Source organism: Agromyces ramosus, assembly GCF_030817175.1.
Lineage (GTDB): Bacteria > Actinomycetota > Actinomycetes > Actinomycetales > Microbacteriaceae > Agromyces > Agromyces ramosus_A.
The window spans coordinates 1,460,157-1,479,003 of the sequence record NZ_JAUSYY010000001.1; the positions used below are offsets into that span (position 1 = coordinate 1,460,157).

The window sequence follows — 18,847 nt, forward strand, 5'->3', positions numbered from 1 at the left end:
GGTGCGGCTCCGGCATCCGCTGTTCATCGGGCTGTGACATCCGCGCCCTAGGCTTGGCGCATGGGAATGGGACGACGTGAAGAAGTCGAGTGCTGGCTCACCGACATGGACGGCGTGCTCGTACATGAGAACCACGCCCTGCCCGGCGCCACCGAGCTGCTGCGGCAATGGGAGGACGCCGGCACGCCGTACCTCGTGCTGACGAACAACTCGATCTTCACCGCGCGCGACCTCTCGGCGCGGCTCCGCGCGAGCGGGCTCAACGTGCCCGAGGACCGCCTCTGGACGAGCGCACTCGCGACGGCCGACTTCCTGAAGCAGCAGCTGCCGGGCGGCACGGCGTTCGTGATCGGCGAGGCGGGCATCCTCACCGCCCTCCACGAGGCCGGCTTCGTGATGACCGAGACCGACCCCGACTTCGTGGTCGTCGGCGAGACCCGCAACTACTCGTTCGAGGCGATCACGAAGGCCATCCGGCTGATCGGCGCGGGCGCCCGCTTCATCGTCACGAACCCCGATGCCACGGGGCCCTCCGCCGACGGGCCGTTGCCGGCGACCGGCGCGATCGCGGCCCTCATCACGAAGGCCACCGGCAAGGAGCCCTACGTCGTGGGCAAGCCGAACCCGATGATGTTCCGATCGGCGCTCAACAAGATCGGCGCCCACTCCGAGAACACGGCGATGATCGGCGACCGCATGGACACCGACATCGTCGCGGGCATCGAGGCGGGCCTCCACACGATCCTCGTGATGACCGGCATCAGCGACCAGGCCGAGATCGAGAAGTACCCGTTCCGGCCCGATGAGATCCTGTCGGGCGTCGCCGAGCTCGTGGTGCAGGAGCCGGCCGAGGTCGAGCTCTAACGAGCTGCGCGCGCCGCGCTGCGCCGCCGCCCCCGCGGCGCCGCGGGCGGTCAGGCGGCGAGCTGCTCGATCGGCTCGGCGTCGAGTCGCGCGCGCACCTCGGGATCGAGGTCGAGCTCGGCCGCACCGAGGGTCTCCTCGAGCTGCGCGAGGCTCGACGCCCCGATGACCGGGATGACCGGGACCTCGGCGCCGAGCAGCCACGCGAGCGCCACCTGATTCGGGGTCGCTCCGAGGTCGCGGGCGACCTCGTGCAGCAGGCGGATGCGCGCGTGCGTCGTCGGATGGTCCACGCCGCCCCACATCGGCTTGTCGCTGCGGCTCAACGAGCCCTGGTGCAGCGGTGAGTACGCGGTGACGGCAAGCGGCGGTCGACCGTCGCCGCCTGCGGATGCCGCGTAGTCGAGCAGCTCGGGCGTCACGAAGTTCATCCGTCCGATGCGCGGCTCGGGGTGGATGTAGCTGTACTGCTGCTGCACGAGCCCGTACGGCGCGATGTTGCGTCGCATGGCCTCCTCGCGGGCCTCGACGACTCGCCACAGGGCGACGTTCGAGATGCCGGTGATGCCCGCGACGCCATCGACCTGCAGGGCACCGAAGGCGCCCACGGTCTCGGCGATCGGGGTGTCACGGTCGTCGACGTGGCCGTAGAGCACGTCGATGTGGTCGACGCCGAGGTGACGCAGGCTCTCGTGCGCCTCGCGATGGATCGTCTCGGCGCCGAGCCCCTGGTAGTTCGTGGGCGGCGTGGTCGACAGCGGCAACGTCGGGTCCTTCTTCGCCGCGCCGAGCTTGGTCGCGATGCGAACGCGGTCGCGAGCGCCGCGGCTCGCGAGCCACCTGCCGATGAGGTCCTCGGAGTCACGGCCGTGCCCGCCGACCCACGCGTTGTAGTTGTTGGCCGTGTCGATGAAGGTCCCACCGGCCTCGACGAAGCGGTCGAGGATCGCGAACGAGGTGGCCTCGTCGGTGCGGGTGCCCATGAACATCGTGCCGAGGCAGAGGGTCGAGACGTCGAACGACGTGCGTCCGTCGCCGATGGTGCGGTAGCGCATGATTCCTCCTGTGGGTTTCTGGTTGATCTCGTTCGAGCGTACGAAGCGATCGGCGCGGGCATACACTCCAATCATCGATCGCGTGACCAGACCAATTCGAGAGGAGCGCGGATGCCGCAGCCCGGCGTTGCAACGGCCGCGCTCGCGTGGGAGACCCTGCTCGACCTCGGCCACCGTGATGCCGTCGGCGCCGTGCCGCTCCGCGACCGGCTCGAGTCCGCGATCCGCGACGCGGTGCAGAGCGGCCGCATCCCGCCGGGCGCCGCCCTCCCGCCGAGCCGCGCCCTCGCCGAGACGCTCGGCGTCTCGCGCTGGGTCGTCACCGAGGCGTACGGGCAGCTCGTCGCCGAGGGCTTCCTCGAGTCCCGGGTCGGCTCGGCGACGCGAGTGCCGGAGGGCGCGCGTGCACCGCGCGGTGCGAGAGCCGAAGGCGTCGACCGCGACATGCCGCAACCACGACCCACGCGACCCGTCTTCCAGCGGCCGCCGTACGACCTCGGCCCGGGCGTGCCCGATCTGCGCCACGTGCCGCGGGCCCGGTGGGCCGACGCCGTGCGTCGCGCCATCAGCGCCCTGCCCGACGCCGAGTTCGCGGTCGTCGATCGGCTGGGGCATCCGCTCGCCCGTACCGCGGTCGCCGCGTATCTCGCCCGCTCCCGCCGCGCGATCGCGGCACCAGACGACGTCGTGATCACGCACGGCGCCGGCGACGCGATGGCCGGGCTCGTCGCGGGGCTGCGGGCCGCCGGTCACTCGAGCCTGCTCGTCGAGGACCCGAGCTGGCCCGGCTTGCGCGAGGTCGCTGCTTCCGCGGGGCTCACGCCCGTGCCCGTGCCGGTCGACGACGACGGCGTCGACGTCGTGGGACTCACCGAGGCAGCGGCCCGCACCGGTGCGCGGGCGGCGCTCATCACGCCCGCCCACCAGTTCCCACTCGGTGCCGCGCTCGCGCCCGCGCGCCGCGAGGCGATCGTCCGCTGGGCGCGCGAACGCGACGCCGTGCTCATCGAAGACGACTACGACGCGGAGTTCCGCTACGACCGGCGCCCGATCGCTGCGCTCCAGGCCATGGCGCCCGAGCGGGTCGTGCTCATCGGGTCGCTCTCGAAGGCGGTCGCGCAGGCGTTCGGGCTCGGCTGGGCGCTCATGCCGGCGGCGCTGCGGGAGCGCGTGCATTTCGGGACACGGGAGCCGGTGCGCGCGCGGCCTTCCACGCTCGACCAGGTCGCGCTCGCGCAGTTCATCGCATCGGGCGACCTCGAGCGCCACCTCCGGGCGGCGCGCGGGCGATTCCGTCGTCGTCGCACGGCGCTGCTCGCGGCGTTCGAGCGGGAGCTGCCGAGACTCGCCCTCACGGGCATCGCGGCAGGCATGCACGCCGTGCTCGAGTTGCCGCCGGGCGTGACGGCCGCCGACGCGCGCGCGGCGGCATCCGGCCTCGAGGTCGCGGTCTCGGACCTCACCCGGTATCGCGTCTCGAGCGCGACCGCATCGCGCGAGGCGCTCGTCGTCGGCTACGGCAACCTCTCGGACGTGCTCGTCGACGAGGCGGTCGCGCGACTGGCACGGGCCATCCGCTCACTCAGCTGAGCGGAGCGGTCAGAAGCTCGACCGGAATCCGCCCTGCTCCTTGGACGCCATTACCGGCGGTGCCGATGCGGCGATCAGGCCAGGCGGGCGACGGATGCCGCGACGCCGGCCCAGAACCGGTCGACGTCGAGCACGGTGGCGACCCACGCGTTCGGCTCGCGCCGGAGCATCCCGTCGAGGTCGACGCTCGTCGCCCCCGCCGTCTCGGAACCGTTGAGCTCGACGTCGAGGCGGGTGTGCCGCAGCTCGACGCACGCGGGGTCGGCGAGCACCGCGACCGCGACCGGGTCGTGCAGCGGACCGTCGGGCATGCCGAAGACCTCGTCGTTCGTGCGGCAGAAGAACTCGAGCAGCTCCTCGCCGAACGCCGCCGTGCGCGTGCCGGCGGCGACGAGCCGTTCGCGCACCGCGGCGGTGACGAGTGCGCGATGCGTCACGTTCAGGCCGACCATCGTGAAGCGCACGCCGCTGCGCACCACGAGGGCGAGCGCCTCGGGGTCGACCCATGCGTTGAACTCGGCGTAGGGCGTGACGTTGCCGCGATCGGTCGAGCCGCCCATCCAGACGATCTCCCGGATGCCGTCGGCGAGCTCGGGCCGGTCACGCAGCAGCACCGCGACGTTCGTGATCGGCCCGGTCGCGATGATGGCGACGGGCTCGGCCGACGCCGCGATGGTGTCGGCGATGAGCTCGGTCGCGCTGCGCGGGTCGAGCGGCACTGTGGGCTCGGGCAATTCGGGCCCGCCGAGCCCGTTCTCGCCATGGATCCACTCGGCGGTCTCGAGCGGGCGCACGAGGGGGCCCGCCGCACCGGCGGCGACCGGGACATCCGTGACCCCGGCGACCGTCAGGGCGATGCGCGCGTTGCGGCTCGTGTGCTCGAGTGCGACGTTGCCGCCGACCGTCGTCACGGCCAGCAGGTCGAGCGCCGGATGCCCCGCCGCGAACCACAACGCGAAGACGTCGTCGTGTCCGGGGTCGCAGTCGACGATCACGGGGATGCTCACGAGGTCGCCGCCTGCTCACCCAGGCCGGCCGCGGCGAGCACCGCCGCGCGAGGCGAATACGAGTCGACGGTGCCGCGTGCCTGCACCGCGAGCGCGCCGGCTGCCACCGCGATGCGCACTGCGTCGTCGAGCGGCCTCCCCTCGGCGAGGAACGCCGCGAGCGTGCCCGTGAACCCGTCGCCGGCACCCGTCGTGTCGACGGCGGTGACGCGTGGGGCCGGCGCGGTCCACGAGCCGTCAGCCGAAGCCGCGACTGCGCCTGCGGCACCGAGGGTCACGACGACCGAGCGGGCGACGACCCCGACGGCGGATGCCGCGATCGCACGCCACTCGTCGAGCGTGGCTCCCATCGGGGCATCCGTGCCGATGCCCACCGCCCGCGCCTCGTGCTCGTTGAGCACGAGGGGATCGCAGTGGCGGAGCGCGGCCGCGGCGACCGGAGCGGGCGGCGCCAGGTTCAGCACGAAGCGCACGCCGAGCTCGGCCGTGACCGCGGCGAGCCGCTCGATCGTGTCGACCGGCAGCTCGCCCTGGGTGAGCACGAGCGCGGCACCCGCGAGGCGAGCGCGTTCCGCGTCCACGACGGCCGGGGTGAGGGCGAGGTTCGCGCCACCGGTGACGATCACGGTGTTCTCGCCGGAGTCGGCGACAGTGATCTGGGCGACGCCGGTCGGGGCATCCGCGACGCGCATCACGGCGTCGGTCGACACGCCGAATGCGGCGAGCGTGGTGAGCGCGAACTCGCCGCTCGCGTCGGCGCCGACTCGTGCGACGAGGTCGACGGATGCCCCGGCGACATGCGCGGCGACCGCCTGGTTGGAGCCCTTGCCGCCGAGCGCCACGCGGAAGCCGTGCGCGAGGATCGTCTCGCCCGGCGCCGGGAACGCCGCGACATAGCTCGTCGAGTCGACGTTGAGCGAACCGAAGACGACCGTCGGAGCTGGCGGGCGGGGTGGCATGCGGCCGGGCCTAGACCGCGGGGCCCGGACCCTGCAGCGTGCCCGTGATGGGCTCGCCGCCCGCCCGGTTCACGAAGCAGTAGTAGGTGCGCTCGCCCGCCGCCCACTGCTCGGCCAGCGGATAGCTGCCCTGCACCTGCAGGTCGGGAATGGGGGATGCCGCGGCGCTGTCGATGACGCCGTCGGCACGGCAGAGCGTCGCCATCTGGGTGCCGAGCTCCGCCTCACCCGGGAACGGCGCTGCAGCGTCGCCGGGGAGCATGCCCCGGTAGACGAGTTGCGCCGCGTGCGGGTTCACGCAATCGACGACCGCGAACTCCTGAGCCCAGACGTCGACGAACGGGTCGACGCATTCGCCACCGAAGAGGGTGTTCCACGCGTGCACGCCGACGGGCTGGGGCGCGGTGGGCGGCGGGACCGGCGTCTCCTCGACGGCGCTCGGCGTGCCCTCGGCCGACGGCGAAGCACCACCGCCACCGCGGGTGAGTTGCGTGCCGAGGTAGAAGAGCCCGGCGATCACGAGCAGGACCACCAGCGAACCGGCGACCCAGATGAGCGTGCGCGTCGTGCGGCTCGCGCCGGGCTTCGAGTCGCCCGAGCCACCCGAACCACCGGTGCCCCCCGAACCCGTGCCTCCGCCGTTGCCGGAACCCGACGTCGTGCGGGGCGTCGGCGCCGACGAGGCGGGCGCGGGCGTATTGGGGGCGATGCGCCAGTCGGGTGTCGCAGCGCGGCCCCCCGTGGGCGCCCCGGCGGTGCCGGCCGGCACGAACGGGGAGTGCGATGCGGCCGCGGCGCCCGATGAGCCGGGCGCGCCTGCGCCCGCAGCGCCTGCGCCCGCAGCGCCCGCGCCGCCGAACAGCTCAGCGAGCGGGTCGGGGTCGTCGGTGGCATCGAACGTGGCCGTCGGATGCGCCGAGGCGGCCGGCCAGGTGGGGGCGGCCTGCCACTCGTCGTCGGGCGGGAACACGTCGGCCCGCTCGGCGGGCTGCACAGGGAACCCCGCGGTCTCGTCGGCGCCGAACGCCCATTCCGGTTCGGGCTCGGGCTCGGGCTCGGCTTCGGATTCGGCTTCGGGTTCGGCGGACTGGTCGGTCGAGAACGGGTCGGCGGCGAACGGCACCGGCCGCTCGAGGCCGACCGTCGTCACCTCGGCATTGGCCTTGGGGTCTTCCGCCGTCGGGTCGGGAGTGAGGTTCCAGAAATAGCCGCTGGCGGCGAGTTCGCGTGCGATCGGAGAGTCGTCGGACCCGCCCTCATCGTCGCCGTCGTCGTCGTCGCTCTCACGGCCACGGGAGGTGCGGCCGAACGGGCCGCCGCGGAGGCGCGCCTGGGGCGCGTCGAGCTCGTCTGCCGCATCGTCGTCGTCGGAGTCGTCGTCGCCGAAGCCGAGGCCGAGCGCATCGAGTCCGGCCGGGTCGGGTGCGGTCGGCGGGGTGCCACCGCCGGAACCGCCGGGTGCGACCGCGGGCGGTAGGGAGTCGCGCGAGCGGGATGCTCCGCCACCGAGTGAGGCGAGCAGGTCGTCGACTGGAGCGGGCGGTTCGCGTGTGGGGTCGTCATCGCCGTTGTTCGACGAGGCGAACGCAGGGAACGGCGATCGCGCGGTCGCAGCGGACTCATGCCAGGGTGCACCGACCGGCTGTGCGAGAGGCGACTCGGCATCGCCGCGCACCTCGATGAACGGCAGCCCGGAGGTCTGCGGCGCGCGGGTGGGCCCGGGATCGACGGCTGGCGCGCGGGGAGCCGTGAGCGGCGCAGCGAACGGCGGAGCCGGCGTGGCAGCCGCGGGCGGAGCCGGCGTCGCCTCGGCGGACGGAGACGCCGACGGCTGCGGCGCTGCGACGGTGCTGGGGTCAGGCGCGACCTGCTCGTTGCGCGAGGCACGAGCCGTGTCGAGGGCCGCGAACGGGTCGGTCGCCTCGGCGGCGAAAGCGCTGGAGGGATCGCGGGAAGCTGTCGGCTGGACCGGTGCCGGAACCGCGGGAGGAGGCGCCGGGCTCGCGATCGGCTGCGGGGCCGGTGCGACGGCAGGCTGGAAGCTCCCGGCCGGTGCCCCGGTCGGCGCGGCGGGATCCGGATCGGGCTCGTTCAGGGCCGCCCACAGCTCCTGGTCGAAGTTCGTGGCGTTCGGAGTGGCCGCGCGCGCCTCGCGTTCGCCCCAGCTCGGGGGTGCGGTCGCCGGCGTGGTCGGATGCCGCTGCGGTTCGGGCTGCACGGGGGTGAACGACTGCCGCGCGACCGGGGGCGGCGCGAAGCCGGCGAACGGCGATGGGTCGGGCTCGACGGGCGGCGCAGAGGCCGGCGGCTGCGACTGCGGCTGCGGCTCAGCCGGGGTCGCCGGGGCCGCTCCACCCGGCTCGGAGAGCGCACGGAATGCCGCTCGAAGCGACTCCTCGGACTCGAGGTCGTTGCCGCCCCACGTCAGGGCGAACGGCGCCGTCGGCGTGACAGGGCCCGGCGGCACGACCGGGGCGGCCGGGGCCACCGGCGGCACCGGCGCGACGGCCGGCGGCACCGGCTCCGCGACCGGCGGCACCGGCGCCGAGGCGACCGGGGGCGTTCCGACCGGTGGCTCGACCTGGGTGAGATGCACCGACGGGGGTGCGGCGGGCGGCGCCGGACGCGTCACCGCGAAGGGCGGGGACCACGACGGCAGGTTCGGCTGCTGTGCGGGCGGCGCTGCGGCCGCCGGGGGCTGCGCGGGTTCGGGCGCGTGGGACGGATCCGGTGATCCGACCACGGGGAGCGCGCGCGTGGCGGCATCCGTCGACGCAGCCGGTTCGGCGAGCGAGAACCAGTCGAGCACCTCGCCGCGGCGCGGGGCGGGAGTGTGCGCCGGCGGTGCAGCGGCAGGCGGCGGCACCGCTGCTGCGGGCGACGGAGTCGGCGCTGCGGGCGGCGGGGCGACGGGCGGGTCGGCCCGCTCGGGCGCGTGCCCGTTGGCGAGCTGGGCGAGGAGCCAGTCTGCTCCGTCGTCGGCGTTGCCGAACCCGTCGCTTCGACTCATCAGCTCAATCCCAGGTCTTCCAGGCCGATGGCGTACAGGTAGGGGACACCCACGGCTTCGATCACTTCACGGGCACCGGTTGCGCGGTCGACGACCACGGCGACCGCCGCGACCTCGGCGCCGACCTTGCGCAGCGCCTCGATGGCCTTCAGCGGCGAGCCCCCGGTGGTCGAGGTGTCTTCGAGCACGATGACGCGCTTGCCGGAGAGATCGGGGCCCTCGACCTGCTTGCCGCGGCCATGGTCTTTGGGTTCCTTGCGCACGACGAAGGCGTCATAGGCGAGGCCGCGCGCCGCGCCCTGGTGGAGGATCGCGGCGGCGATGGGGTCGGCGCCCATCGTCATTCCCCCGACGGCGGCGACATCGGGCACGTCGGCGATGAGGTCGAGCATGACCTGCCCGATGAGCGGGGCGACCCGGTGGTCGAGGCTGACCTTGCGAAGGTCGACGTAGTAGGTCGCCTTCTTGCCGCTGGTCAGGGTGAAGTCCCCGTGGAACACGGCGTCGGCCGAGATGGCGTCGATGAGCTGTCGGCGCACGTCGGCAGCGGCGATGGGTTCACGAAGGGTCACCCGAATACTCTACGACCCGCTTGCCTGAGAGGAAGGGGAGGATCTGTCGGCGGGGCCGCCGAGCCTGCGGCATCCGTGTGGGGGAGGTGCGGAGCGGGGACGACGAAGGGCCGCCCCGCGGGGTGTCCCTCCCCCGCGCGGCGGCCCTGCTGCCGGGAACGGATCCCGGGGTCGCGCCACCTAGACGGTGCGCGCGAACGTCTCTCGCGGCTGGCGGCGGTAGCCGTCGCGCGCGGTGACGATGATCGAGCCGATGAGGCCGGTGGCGGCGGTAGCGGCGATGAGCAGGATGCTGAACATGGAGTGTCCTTTCGAAGTACGAGCTGGCTGATCGAGCGACCGTTGCGCCGTTGCACGTGTTCGACTCTTCAATTGAACCTCGGAAGACTGTTCAGCACAAGCTTACGATTCTACAATGACGATGTAGTCTGGCTACATGGATGTGAAGCGGTTGGACCTGTTGAGAGAGCTCGCCGAGCGCGGCAGCGTCACCGCGGTGGCCGAGGCGACCGCCCGCACCCCATCGGCGGTGTCGCAGCAGCTGAAGGTGCTCGAGCGAGAGGCCGGGATGCCCCTCACGCAACGCAGCGGACGCGGCATCGTGCTCACGAGCGCCGGCCACGCCCTCGCCCGCAGCGCGGCCGACGTGGCGATCGCGCTCGAGCGCGCCTCCGCACTCTGGGACGAGTTCCGCAACCATCCCAGCGGCGAAGTGTCGCTCCTCACGTTCCCGACCGTGGGCGCCACGCTGCTGCCGGGCGTGCTCACCGATCTCGCGTCGGTGGCCGGTCTCGTCGTGCACGCAACCGACCTCGACCCCGAGCTCGCGGAGTTCGCCGACCTCACCTCCGACTTCGACATCGTGCTCGCGCACACCATGCCGGGCGTCCTGCCTTGGGGCGGGCGTGGCCTGAAGGCCGTACCCCTGCTCACCGAGCCGCTCGACATCGGCCTGCCCGCCGACCACCGGCTCGCGAATCGCGCCCACCTGACCCCTGCCGACCTCGTCGACGACACCTGGCTCGGCGTTCCGCCCGGGTTCCCGTTCGAGCGCATCCTCCACGCCATCGAACAGCAGGTCGGACAGCGCGTCCGCGTGGGCCAGCGCTTCAGCGACATGCGCATCATCGAGGCGTTCATCGAGGCCGGCCTCGGCATCGCCTTCGTGCCGCGGTTCACCTCGGGCGCCGTTCCCGACAGCATCGTGCTGAAGCCGCTGCGAGGCGTGGCATCCGCTCGCCAGATCGTCGCCCTGGTGCGGCCGGATGTCGCGGAGCGGCTCGCCGTGCGCACCGTGCTCGACGTGCTCGTGGCGCGGGCCTCCCGCCTCGAGGCGGCCCACGCGGCATGATCGCGGGGCGCGCCGGGCGGCGGCGCTGCGCAGTCCGACCGAGCGCTGACTTCGGGGGCTGCAGGCGGCGGTGCCCGGTACACTTCGGCAGCATGAGCGACGAGGCGATCCTGTTCGAGGTCTTCGAGGGGCTGGCGCACGTCACCCTCAACCGCCCGTCACGGCTGAACGCCGTCGACCCTGACGCGATCCGTCGTTGGCAGTCGATCGCGCACGAGATCGCCGAGCGCGATGACATCGGCGCGGTGCTCTTCGACGCGAACGGGCGGGCGTTCTGCGCTGGAGGCGACGTGCTGGCGATGTCGCGGCTCGCGGCCGGACAACCCGACGCGGGCGCGGTGATCACCGGCCTGGCCGATCGCATCCACGACGGGCACCGGGTGCTGCGTGAGAGCTCGAAGCCCATCGTCGCGGCCGTGCAGGGTCCGGTCGCCGGCGGCGGACTCGGTTTCATGCTCGTCGCCGACGTGATCGTCGCCTCCGAGCGGGCGACCTTCGCGAGCCGGTATGCGGATGTCGCGCTCACGCCCGACTGCGGCGTGAGCACCCTGCTGCCCGAGGCCATCGGCACGCGGCGGGCGCTCGAGCTCACGCTGACGTCACGCACGCTGTCGGCTGCCGAGGCACTCGACTGGGGACTCGTCGCCGAAGTGGTCGCGCACGAGGAGCTCGCCGCCCGGGCGCGCGGCATCGCCGACTCGTGGCTGCGCGGCGCGGCCGACGGCGCCGAAGCCGGGGCCGGTGCCGCCTTCGGCCAGGCGAAGCGCCTCGTACGCTCGGGGTTGTCGCGCCGCTTCCAGGACGCGCTCGACGACGAGGCACGCACGATCGGGGCGGCCTTTGAGACGCCGGCGGCACAGGCGGCGATCGCTGCGTTCGCCGCCGCGGCTGCGCAGTCGGCGGCGAAACGGTCGCAGCCGGCGGCGACAGGGGAAGCGTAAGGAGAGGCGCATGGAGGATCCGGCAGACGAGTTCGCGACGCTCGCACGCGAGGTCGCCGAGCGCGCGCAGGCGAGCGGCCTGCAGGTCGCCGTGGCGGAGTCGCTCACGAGCGGCGGAATCGCGAACGCGCTCGGCGCGGCACCAGAGGCCTCCGAGTGGTTCCGAGGCGGCGTCGTCGCGTACGCCGAATCGGTGAAGCGCCAGGTGCTCGGCGTGCAGGCCGAGCAGGTCGCGTCGGCGCAGTGCGCGCGCGAGCTGGCAAGCGGGGTCGCACGCCTGCTCGACGCTGACGCGACGGTCGCCGTCACCGGCGTCGGGGGGCCCGACCCCGAGGGCGACGAGCCCGCCGGAAGCGTGTACGCCGCGGTCTCGGTGCGTGGTCACATCCGTGACTCGCATTTCCAGTTCGACGCCGACGACCCCTCGGTCGTCGTGCACCAGACGGTGCGCGCTGCGCTCGAGCTGCTGCGGGATGCGCTGTCGGCGGCATCCGACTCGTCCTCCACAGGCGAAGCCACTGCATAGTTCTCCACAGGTGAATTCCCCGATCAGCCCAATTTTCGGGCGCAACTCGATGTCAGTGGGTCACGGCAGAATCAGAGCATGACCAACCCGCTGGTGCAGCTCGAGCATGATCTCGAGGCACTGCGCGCGAGTTGGGCCGGTGCGCTGCCGGTCGTCGGCGTCGGTGATGCCTCGTCAGGCACCGCAGCCATGAGCGACGGCGGGCTGGTACAGGTCGTGACGGCGCTCGTGCAGCTCCGGCGCGATGCCGAGTCGCTGCTCGCGCAGGCCGCGGCCGAGGTCGGTCGTCGCTCCGATTCCTCGTTCGGTGGCGAGGGGCTCGCGAGGCAACAGGGCTTCCGGAACCCGATCCAGTTCCTGGCCGCCGTCACCGGGGCGACGACGACGCATGCCGCGAAGCTCATCCGCGTGGGCGAGGCGACGCGGGCGCGGCAGTCGTTCACGGGCGAGGCCCTTCCCGCGAGCAACCCGTTCGTCGCCGACGCGCTTCGCAATGGGTCGATCAGCCTCGATGCGGCAGACGCCATCGGCAGCATGCTCGATCGCGTCGGGCTCCGAGCCGACCGCGAGCGGGTGTGGCACTACGAGGCCGAGCTCAGCCGGTTCGCGAGCGGGATTCCCCTCTCGCTGCTCATGCGGGCCGTCAAGCTCGCCGAGGCGCGGCTCGATCCCGACGGCATCGAGCCTCGCGACGAGGCGCTCCGCAGCGAGCGGTCGCTCGTCATCCACGAAGAGCCGTCGGGCATGGTGCGATTCCACGCCAGGCTCGACCCGGTGACGGCAGCACCGATCAAGGCCGCGATTGAATCCCTCGTGAGCGAGTCGCTGCGCCGGCGGGCCGCGGCGCCGAGCGCGACCGCTGACGCGGTCGACCTGGCGGATACGGTGTGCCGGCCCGTGCTCGACGATCACCGAACGATTCCGCAGTTGCAGGCCGACGCCCTCGCCGAGCTCGCGCGTCATGCCCTGGGCTGCACGGCGATGCCCGAGGCGGCGAAGACCACCGTGGTTGTGCGCATCGATTTCGATGCGCTGCGCACCGGCCTCGGCGACGCGAGCGTCGACGGGCTCGACCGGCCGATCTCTGCGGGCGCCGCGCGGCGGCTCGCCGCCGATGCCGAGCTCATTCCTGCCGTGCTCGATGGTGAGAGCGTTCCTCTCGACCTCGGTCGCCGCCGACGGCTCTTCACCGCGGCACAACGCATCGCGCTGGCCGAGCGCGACGGCGGCTGCGCGAGCTGCGGGCGCAATGTCGCCTACGTCGACGCACATCACATCGACTGGTGGCAACGAGATTCCGGCGGCACCGACCTCGACAACGGCGTGATGCTCTGCAGCTTCTGCCATCACACGGTGCACCGCGAGGGCTGGCGCATTCGTGCGGGCCGCAACGAGGTGTGGTTCATCCCGCCTCCGCACGTCGACCCCGTGCAAGCGCCCCGGCTCGGAGGACGGGCGCGATTCGATCTGCACAGTGCGCCGATCGCGGCAGCGTAGACGGTCGCCGCGCGGTCGCGTGCGCGCTTGCGGTTGCGGTTGCAGTTGCAGTTGCAGTTGCAGGTGCAGGTGCGTCTCAGTCGACGGTGGCGGCGAACACAAGCGCCCGATCGCGGTGCCAGTGCAAATGCCGCCGCAACGACGAGCGCAGCTCCATGAGCCAGTCGGGGTCATGGTCGTGTTCATCGAGGTCGAGGGCCTCGAGCACGTCGAGTGCAAGGCCCACCGAGGCCGCCACTCCGAAGAGCTCGAGGCTCGCCTCCTCCTCCACGCTGAATTCGCGTTCGCTGCGGTAGCCACGGAGGAACGCGGCGAGCAGCTCGGGTCGTGGCTCGCCGTCGAGCGTGACGCCCGTCAGGTCGCGCGTCGCGAGCGCGATATCGGCGGCGAACCAATCAACTCGCGCCTCGTCGACGTCGAAGAAGGTGGCGACGCCATCGGTGAACCGGAGGTTGTCGAGCTCGAAGTCCCCGTGAATCACGCCGCGCGAGTGCGTCGAGGGGTCGAGCATCGCGACCGCAGCGGCGATCCCTTCGGCCGCGCGCACCAGCTCGGCGTCATCGGCCGAAGGTCGGTCGACCGCGGCTCCGCGCATGGGCGCCGGCCCAACACGGGCCGAGGTCGTATGGAGCCGCCCGAGCGCCGCACCCCACACGCCCGCCGCGACATCCGTCAGCTCGTCGAGGTCGAGTTCGTCACCGGATGCCGCAGGCACGAGCATTGCGACGAGCTCAGCATGCTCGGTGACCACGCGCTCGGTCGCTCGGCCGTCGCGGCTCGGCATCGGTCGGACCACGGGCACTGCGGCATCCGCCCAGGCCGACATCACCGCAGCTGCACGCTCGAGCTCGTCCGCCTGCCTCGAGCCCGCGGGCACGAAGCGCAGGTACGCGGCTTGCCCGCCGGGCGCACCGGGCGCTCCAGCGGGAACCACGAAGACGTGACTTGCGCTCGAACGCCAGAACCTCGCGGCCCCCGCCGGCATGCCCCAGGCCGCAGCAGCAGCATCGGCGACCGGGCTCCGCCACGCGGCATCCACTGTTCGACGAAGGCGCGCGATCTCGGAGAGTTTCAGCATCTCGCCGATCCTCCCATGCCGAGTTCGCAGTGCCGAGCCGTCAGCCGTTCATTGCGCAACGGGTCGGCGGCTCCTCTCCAGAAGGAGGACGACTGAGACCGCCGCGATCCACAGGAACGTCGGTTGGAACGACGCGATGAACAGCGGCACCTCGGTGATGATCACCGGACGCAGAATGGTCGCGACGCCGGCGATTGCACCGAACCAGGCGAGCCATCGGGGCAGGCCGCCGACGCGGATCGACACCACGCTCACGGTGATGACGACGACACCGAGCGCGACCTGTCCTTGGGCGATCGCGGTGGACCACAGGCCCTGGAGGAGCAGAACGGAGTTGACGTCCAGGTGGTAATCGGGGGTCGAGCGGAGAACCACCGCGATACCGGTGGACAGCGTCTCCGACAGGAGCCCGCCCGCCAGGAAGACAGCCGAGCCGATCGACACCACGCCACTCACCCAGTCGGAGAGGCCGCTACTGCTGACGACGCGTCGCAGTCCTGAGAAGAAGCCGATGGCGAAGACGAAGATGAGGTTCGACAGGGCGAAGAACATGACCATCTGGTCGACGTTGGCGGGGTCTTGCAGATAGGGGCCGAGTTCGTCGCCCGCGCCCGCGTTCCAGAAGCCCGGCACGCGTTGCAATGCCTGCGAGAGTGGGCCGTTCACCAGGATCGCCGCCACCATCCCGATTCCGCACCAACCGGTCACACGCCGCGCGGCGGCATCGAGTGAGTGACCTCGCTCGTCGATCGCAGGAGCCGTCGCGTCGGCCTTCTTCGCTGTGGGTTGTGACATCGTGTCCTCCTCATTAGAGTTGCACTCTATTGAGAGTAGTTATACTCCATTTAATGGGCAGCGGCTATACTCACGGCGTGACCTCTGATTCAGCACGACGCACGCACCGACAGCGTCAGGCCGAGGAGACGAAAGACCGGGTGGTCGCCGCCGCCCGAACGCTGATGGCGCGCAACGGCTGGGCCGGCACCACGGTCGACGCGATCGCGGCGGAGGCCGGCGTCGCCCCGCAAACGATCTACGCGGCATTCGGCAACAAGCGGGCGCTGCTCGAAGGCATGCGCGGAGCCATGCTGCGGGATTCCCAGATCCCCGAGCTGATGGCCCGAGCCGCCGCAGAACCAGAAGCCTCTCGTCGCCTCGAGTTCTGGGCGAAACTCATACGCCAGCAGATGGAGACGAGCTTCGACGTGATCTCGATCCACCGTCAGGCGGCCGCGTCCGACCCGAGAGTCGCCGGTGACTACCGCAAGGTGCTCGACGGTCGCGCCGAGCTCTTCGCGGCGTTCGTCCACGAGCTGCACGGCGATCTTGCGCCCGGCGTCAGCGAATCAGCGGCGACCGACCTCCTGTGGTGCTTCTCCAACGAGGAGATCTACCGGGAACTCGTCGAGGAACGCGGCTGGTCGGCAGACCGCTACGAGCGATGGCTCGGGGCAACGCTCGTCGCGCAACTGATCACCGCCCCGTCGGTGGCGTGATCGCCCAGCCGAACCGGCTCAGTCGTGTTGCGGGAAGCCCAGGTTCAGCCCGCCGTGGCTCGGGTCGAGCCAGCGCGACGTGATCGCCTTCTCCTGCGTGAAGAAGTCGAAGCCGCGCGGGCCGTAGGCCTTGGCGTCGCCGAAGAACGAGTCCTTCCATCCGCCGAACGAGTGATAGGCCACCGGCACCGGAATGGGCACGTTGATGCCGACCATGCCGACCGTCACCTCACGCTGGAAGCGCCGGGCGGCGCCGCCGTCGTTGGTGAAGATCGCCGTGCCGTTGCCGTAGCGGCTCGAGTTGATGATGTCGAGCGCGTCCTCGTAGCCCTCGACCCGGAGCACCGAGAGCACCGGGCCGAAGACCTCGTCGCGGTAGACCGACGAGGAGGTCGGCACCTTGTCGACGAGGGTCGGTCCGAGCCAGAAGCCGTCGGGCTCGCCGTCGACCTCGACCCCGCGTCCGTCGACCACGACGGTGGCGCCGTCGGATGCCGCGACGTCGAGGTAGCCCGCGACCTTGTCGCGGTGCTCGCGCGTGATGAGCGGCCCCATGTCGCAACCGCGCGTGCCGTCGCCGATCTTCAGCCGCGACATCCGCTCGGCCACCTTCTCGACGAACTCGTCGGCGATCGTGTCGACCGCGAGCACGGCCGAAATGGCCATGCAGCGCTCGCCCGCCGAGCCGAAGCCCGCGTTCACGGCCGCATCGGCCGCGAGGTCGAGGTCGGCGTCGGGCAGCACGAGCATGTGGTTCTTCGCGCCGCCGAGCGCCTGCACGCGCTTGCCGTTGGCCGTCGCGGTCGCGTAGATGTACTGCGCGATCGGAGTGGAGCCGACGAACGAGATCGAGCGCACGGTCGGGTGCTCGAGCAGTGCATCGACGGCCACCTTGTCGCCGTGCACGACATTCAGCACGCCGTCGGGCAACCCGGCCTCCTGCATGAGGCGAGCGAGCCACACCGCCGCCGACGGGTCCTTCTCCGACGGCTTCAGCACGACCGTGTTGCCGGTTGCGATCGCGAGCGGGAAGAACCACAGCGGCACCATCGCCGGGAAGTTGAACGGGCTGATGATGCCGACCACGCCGACCGGCTGGCGCAGCGTGTACACGTCGATGCCCGTCGAGACGTTCTCGGAGTACTCGCCCTTCGTGTAGCCGGGCATCGCGCAGGCGAGCTCGACGACCTCGAGTCCGCGCGCGATCTCGCCCGCGGCATCCGACAGCACCTTGCCGTGTTCGCTCGTGAGGATCGCCGCGAGCTCGTCGCTTCGCGCGTTCAGGAGTTCGCGGAACGTGAACATCACCTGCTGGCGCTTCGCGATCGACGTGTCGCGCCAGCCCGGGAACGCCCGGGCGGCCGCCTTCACGGCGGTGTCGACATCGTCGGTCGAGGCGAAGTGCACGCGCTTCTGCTCGATGCCGAGCGCGGGGTTGTAGACGGGCCCGCTGCGCTCGGGATCGCCGGCGACGGATGCCCCGTCGATCCAGTGCTCGACCATGGCCACCTCGGTGGCCGGCTGCGGGTTTTCGGTTGCGGTCTGGCTCATGAGTCAGCCCTCTCCTTCGAGTGCGGTGCTCAGTACTTCATCGTAGATCGCCACCGCGTCGGCGACCTCTTCTGGGGTGACCACGCATGGCGGCACCACGTGGATGCGGTTGTCCTGCACGAACGGCAGGAGGCCGCGCTCGACGAGCGCGGACTTGAGACGGCCCATCGACGCCGCCGGCAGCGGCTCGCGGGTGTCACGGTCGGCGACGAGCTCCATCGCCCAGAACACGCCTTCGCCGCGCACTTCGCCGATGACCGCGTGCTTGCCGGCGAGCTCGGCGAGCGCCGGTCCGATCTGGATCTCGCCGATGTCACGAGCGTTGTCGACGATGCCCTCGGAGGCCATCGTGTCGAGCGTCGCGACGATCGAGGCCATCGCGAGCGGATGCCCCGAGTACGTGAGCCCGCCGGGGAACACCCGGTCGTCGAACGTCGCCGCGATCGGGTCGGAGATGATCACGCCGCCGGCCGGCACGTAGCCCGAGTTCACGCCCTTCGCGAAGGTGATGAGGTCGGGACGCACGCCGTAGCCGTCGAACGCGAACCAGCGGCCGCTGCGCCCGAACCCGCACATCACCTCGTCGAGGATGAGGAGGATGCCGTGCCGGTCGGCGAGCTCACGCACGCCCGCCAGGTATCCAGGCGGCGGCAGCATGATGCCGGCGGTGCCCGGAATCGTCTCGAGGAGGATCGCCGCGATCGATGACGGCCCCTCGGCCTCGATGACCCGGCGCAGGTGGCGGAGCGCGCGCTCCGACTCCTCCTCGGGCGTCGTCGCCCAGAACTCGGAGCGGTAGAGGTAGGGACCGAAGAAGTGGACGTGCCCGCGGGCGAACTCATTCGGCACGCGCCGCCAGTCTCCCGTGGCGACCACGGCGGCACCGGTGTTGCCGTGGTACGAGCGGTACGTGGACAGGATCTTGTCGCGCCCGGTGTGCAGGCGCGCCATGCGGATGGCGTTCTCATTGGCATCCGCGCCGCCGTTCGTGAAGAACACCTTGTGGAACCCGGCCGGCGCATGCGAGACGATGCGCTTCGCCGCCTCGCCGCGGGCGAGGTTCACCGTCGACGGCGCGATCGTCGTGAGCAGCTCGGCCTGCTCGCGGATGGCCTGCACGACCGCCGGGTGCTGGTGGCCGATGTTGACGTTCACGAGCTGGCTCGAGAAGTCGAGGTACTCACGACCCGAGTGGTCCCAGACGCGAGCACCTCGGCCGCTCGCCACCACGAGGCTCGAGGCCTGTGACTGCGCCGACCAGGAGTGGAAGACGTGCGCGCGATCCAGCTCGCGTGCGAGCTCGTCGAGCGTTTCGGTGAGTTGCTCGGTCATGGCAAGGTGCCTTTTCAT

Annotated in this window: 16 protein-coding genes; 7 read left to right on the forward strand and 9 right to left on the reverse strand. The window is 71.7% G+C overall.

Annotated features, from left to right (window positions below):
- Positions 1 to 66 precede the first annotated feature (66 nt).
- Entirely contained in the window at positions 67 to 864 is a 798-nt protein-coding gene (locus tag QFZ26_RS06855) for an HAD-IIA family hydrolase (protein ID WP_307044962.1), read from the forward strand.
- Positions 865 to 914: 50 nt separating this feature from the next.
- Here QFZ26_RS06855 and QFZ26_RS06860 read toward each other — a convergent pair whose 3' ends face one another.
- On the reverse strand, positions 915 to 1,919 hold the full coding sequence (locus tag QFZ26_RS06860; RefSeq protein ID WP_307040518.1) for an aldo/keto reductase: 1,005 nt from the start codon (positions 1,917 to 1,919) through the stop codon (positions 915 to 917).
- Positions 1,920 to 2,030: 111 nt separating this feature from the next.
- On the opposite strand from QFZ26_RS06860, the gene pdxR reads away from it, so the two are divergent.
- The gene (gene pdxR, locus QFZ26_RS06865) at positions 2,031 to 3,509 is read left to right on the forward strand and encodes a MocR-like pyridoxine biosynthesis transcription factor PdxR (RefSeq protein ID WP_307040520.1); all 1,479 of its coding nucleotides are present in this window, start codon (positions 2,031 to 2,033) and stop codon (positions 3,507 to 3,509) included.
- A gap of 74 nt (positions 3,510 to 3,583) precedes the next feature.
- On the opposite strand, the gene QFZ26_RS06870 is transcribed toward pdxR, so the two are convergent.
- From QFZ26_RS06870 to pyrE, 4 genes are read right to left on the reverse strand one after another with little or no spacing between them, the layout of a single operon-like run.
- Positions 3,584 to 4,516, reverse strand: a complete 933-nt coding sequence (locus QFZ26_RS06870) for a nucleoside hydrolase (protein ID WP_307040521.1) — start codon at positions 4,514 to 4,516, stop codon at positions 3,584 to 3,586.
- Positions 4,513 to 5,475 (reverse strand): ribokinase, encoded by a 963-nt coding sequence (locus tag QFZ26_RS06875; protein ID WP_307040523.1) that lies wholly within the window; start codon positions 5,473 to 5,475, stop codon positions 4,513 to 4,515. The genes QFZ26_RS06870 and QFZ26_RS06875 overlap by 4 nt, the downstream gene beginning before the upstream one ends.
- Before the next feature lie 10 nt (positions 5,476 to 5,485).
- Complete coding sequence (locus QFZ26_RS06880) at positions 5,486 to 8,485, reverse strand: hypothetical protein (protein ID WP_307040525.1); 3,000 nt, start codon at positions 8,483 to 8,485, stop codon at positions 5,486 to 5,488.
- A complete protein-coding gene (pyrE, locus tag QFZ26_RS06885; protein ID WP_373460690.1) occupies positions 8,485 to 9,057 on the reverse strand; it encodes an orotate phosphoribosyltransferase in 573 nt (190 codons plus the stop codon). Before pyrE ends, QFZ26_RS06880 begins: the two co-directional genes overlap by 1 nt.
- A gap of 436 nt (positions 9,058 to 9,493) precedes the next feature.
- Here pyrE and QFZ26_RS06890 point away from each other — a divergent pair, with 436 nt between their 5' ends.
- The 4 genes from QFZ26_RS06890 to QFZ26_RS06905 all read left to right on the forward strand — a co-directional run bounded on the left by QFZ26_RS06890 (position 9,494) and on the right by QFZ26_RS06905 (position 13,372).
- Positions 9,494 to 10,408 (forward strand): LysR family transcriptional regulator, encoded by a 915-nt coding sequence (locus QFZ26_RS06890; protein WP_307040527.1) that lies wholly within the window; start codon positions 9,494 to 9,496, stop codon positions 10,406 to 10,408.
- A 92-nt stretch (positions 10,409 to 10,500) separates the two neighbouring features.
- On the forward strand, positions 10,501 to 11,349 hold the full coding sequence (locus tag QFZ26_RS06895; protein WP_307040529.1) for an enoyl-CoA hydratase/isomerase family protein: 849 nt from the start codon (positions 10,501 to 10,503) through the stop codon (positions 11,347 to 11,349).
- A gap of 10 nt (positions 11,350 to 11,359) precedes the next feature.
- Positions 11,360 to 11,875 (forward strand): CinA family protein, encoded by a 516-nt coding sequence (locus QFZ26_RS06900; RefSeq protein WP_307040531.1) that lies wholly within the window; start codon positions 11,360 to 11,362, stop codon positions 11,873 to 11,875.
- Positions 11,876 to 11,953: 78 nt separating this feature from the next.
- Positions 11,954 to 13,372: an HNH endonuclease signature motif containing protein gene (locus tag QFZ26_RS06905; RefSeq protein ID WP_307040534.1), complete on the forward strand. Its 1,419-nt coding sequence runs from the start codon at positions 11,954 to 11,956 to the stop codon at positions 13,370 to 13,372.
- Between the two features lie 76 nt (positions 13,373 to 13,448).
- Here QFZ26_RS06905 and QFZ26_RS06910 read toward each other — a convergent pair whose 3' ends face one another.
- Together QFZ26_RS06910 and QFZ26_RS06915 are read right to left on the reverse strand one after the other, a co-directional pair.
- Complete coding sequence (locus QFZ26_RS06910) at positions 13,449 to 14,450, reverse strand: phosphotransferase enzyme family protein (RefSeq protein ID WP_307040535.1); 1,002 nt, start codon at positions 14,448 to 14,450, stop codon at positions 13,449 to 13,451.
- 48 nt (positions 14,451 to 14,498) lie between these two features.
- Entirely contained in the window at positions 14,499 to 15,134 is a 636-nt protein-coding gene (locus tag QFZ26_RS06915; RefSeq protein ID WP_307040537.1) for a hypothetical protein, read from the reverse strand.
- Between the two features lie 188 nt (positions 15,135 to 15,322).
- Here QFZ26_RS06915 and QFZ26_RS06920 point away from each other — a divergent pair, with 188 nt between their 5' ends.
- On the forward strand, positions 15,323 to 15,946 hold the full coding sequence (locus QFZ26_RS06920; RefSeq protein WP_307040539.1) for a TetR/AcrR family transcriptional regulator: 624 nt from the start codon (positions 15,323 to 15,325) through the stop codon (positions 15,944 to 15,946).
- 18 nt (positions 15,947 to 15,964) lie between these two features.
- Here the strand turns inward: QFZ26_RS06920 and QFZ26_RS06925 are convergent, their stop codons facing one another.
- The gene (locus tag QFZ26_RS06925; RefSeq protein ID WP_307040541.1) at positions 15,965 to 17,497 is read right to left on the reverse strand and encodes a CoA-acylating methylmalonate-semialdehyde dehydrogenase; all 1,533 of its coding nucleotides are present in this window, start codon (positions 17,495 to 17,497) and stop codon (positions 15,965 to 15,967) included.
- A gap of 3 nt (positions 17,498 to 17,500) precedes the next feature.
- Entirely contained in the window at positions 17,501 to 18,829 is a 1,329-nt protein-coding gene (locus QFZ26_RS06930) for an aspartate aminotransferase family protein (RefSeq protein WP_307040543.1), read from the reverse strand.
- Between the last annotated feature and the right edge of the window lie 18 nt (positions 18,830 to 18,847).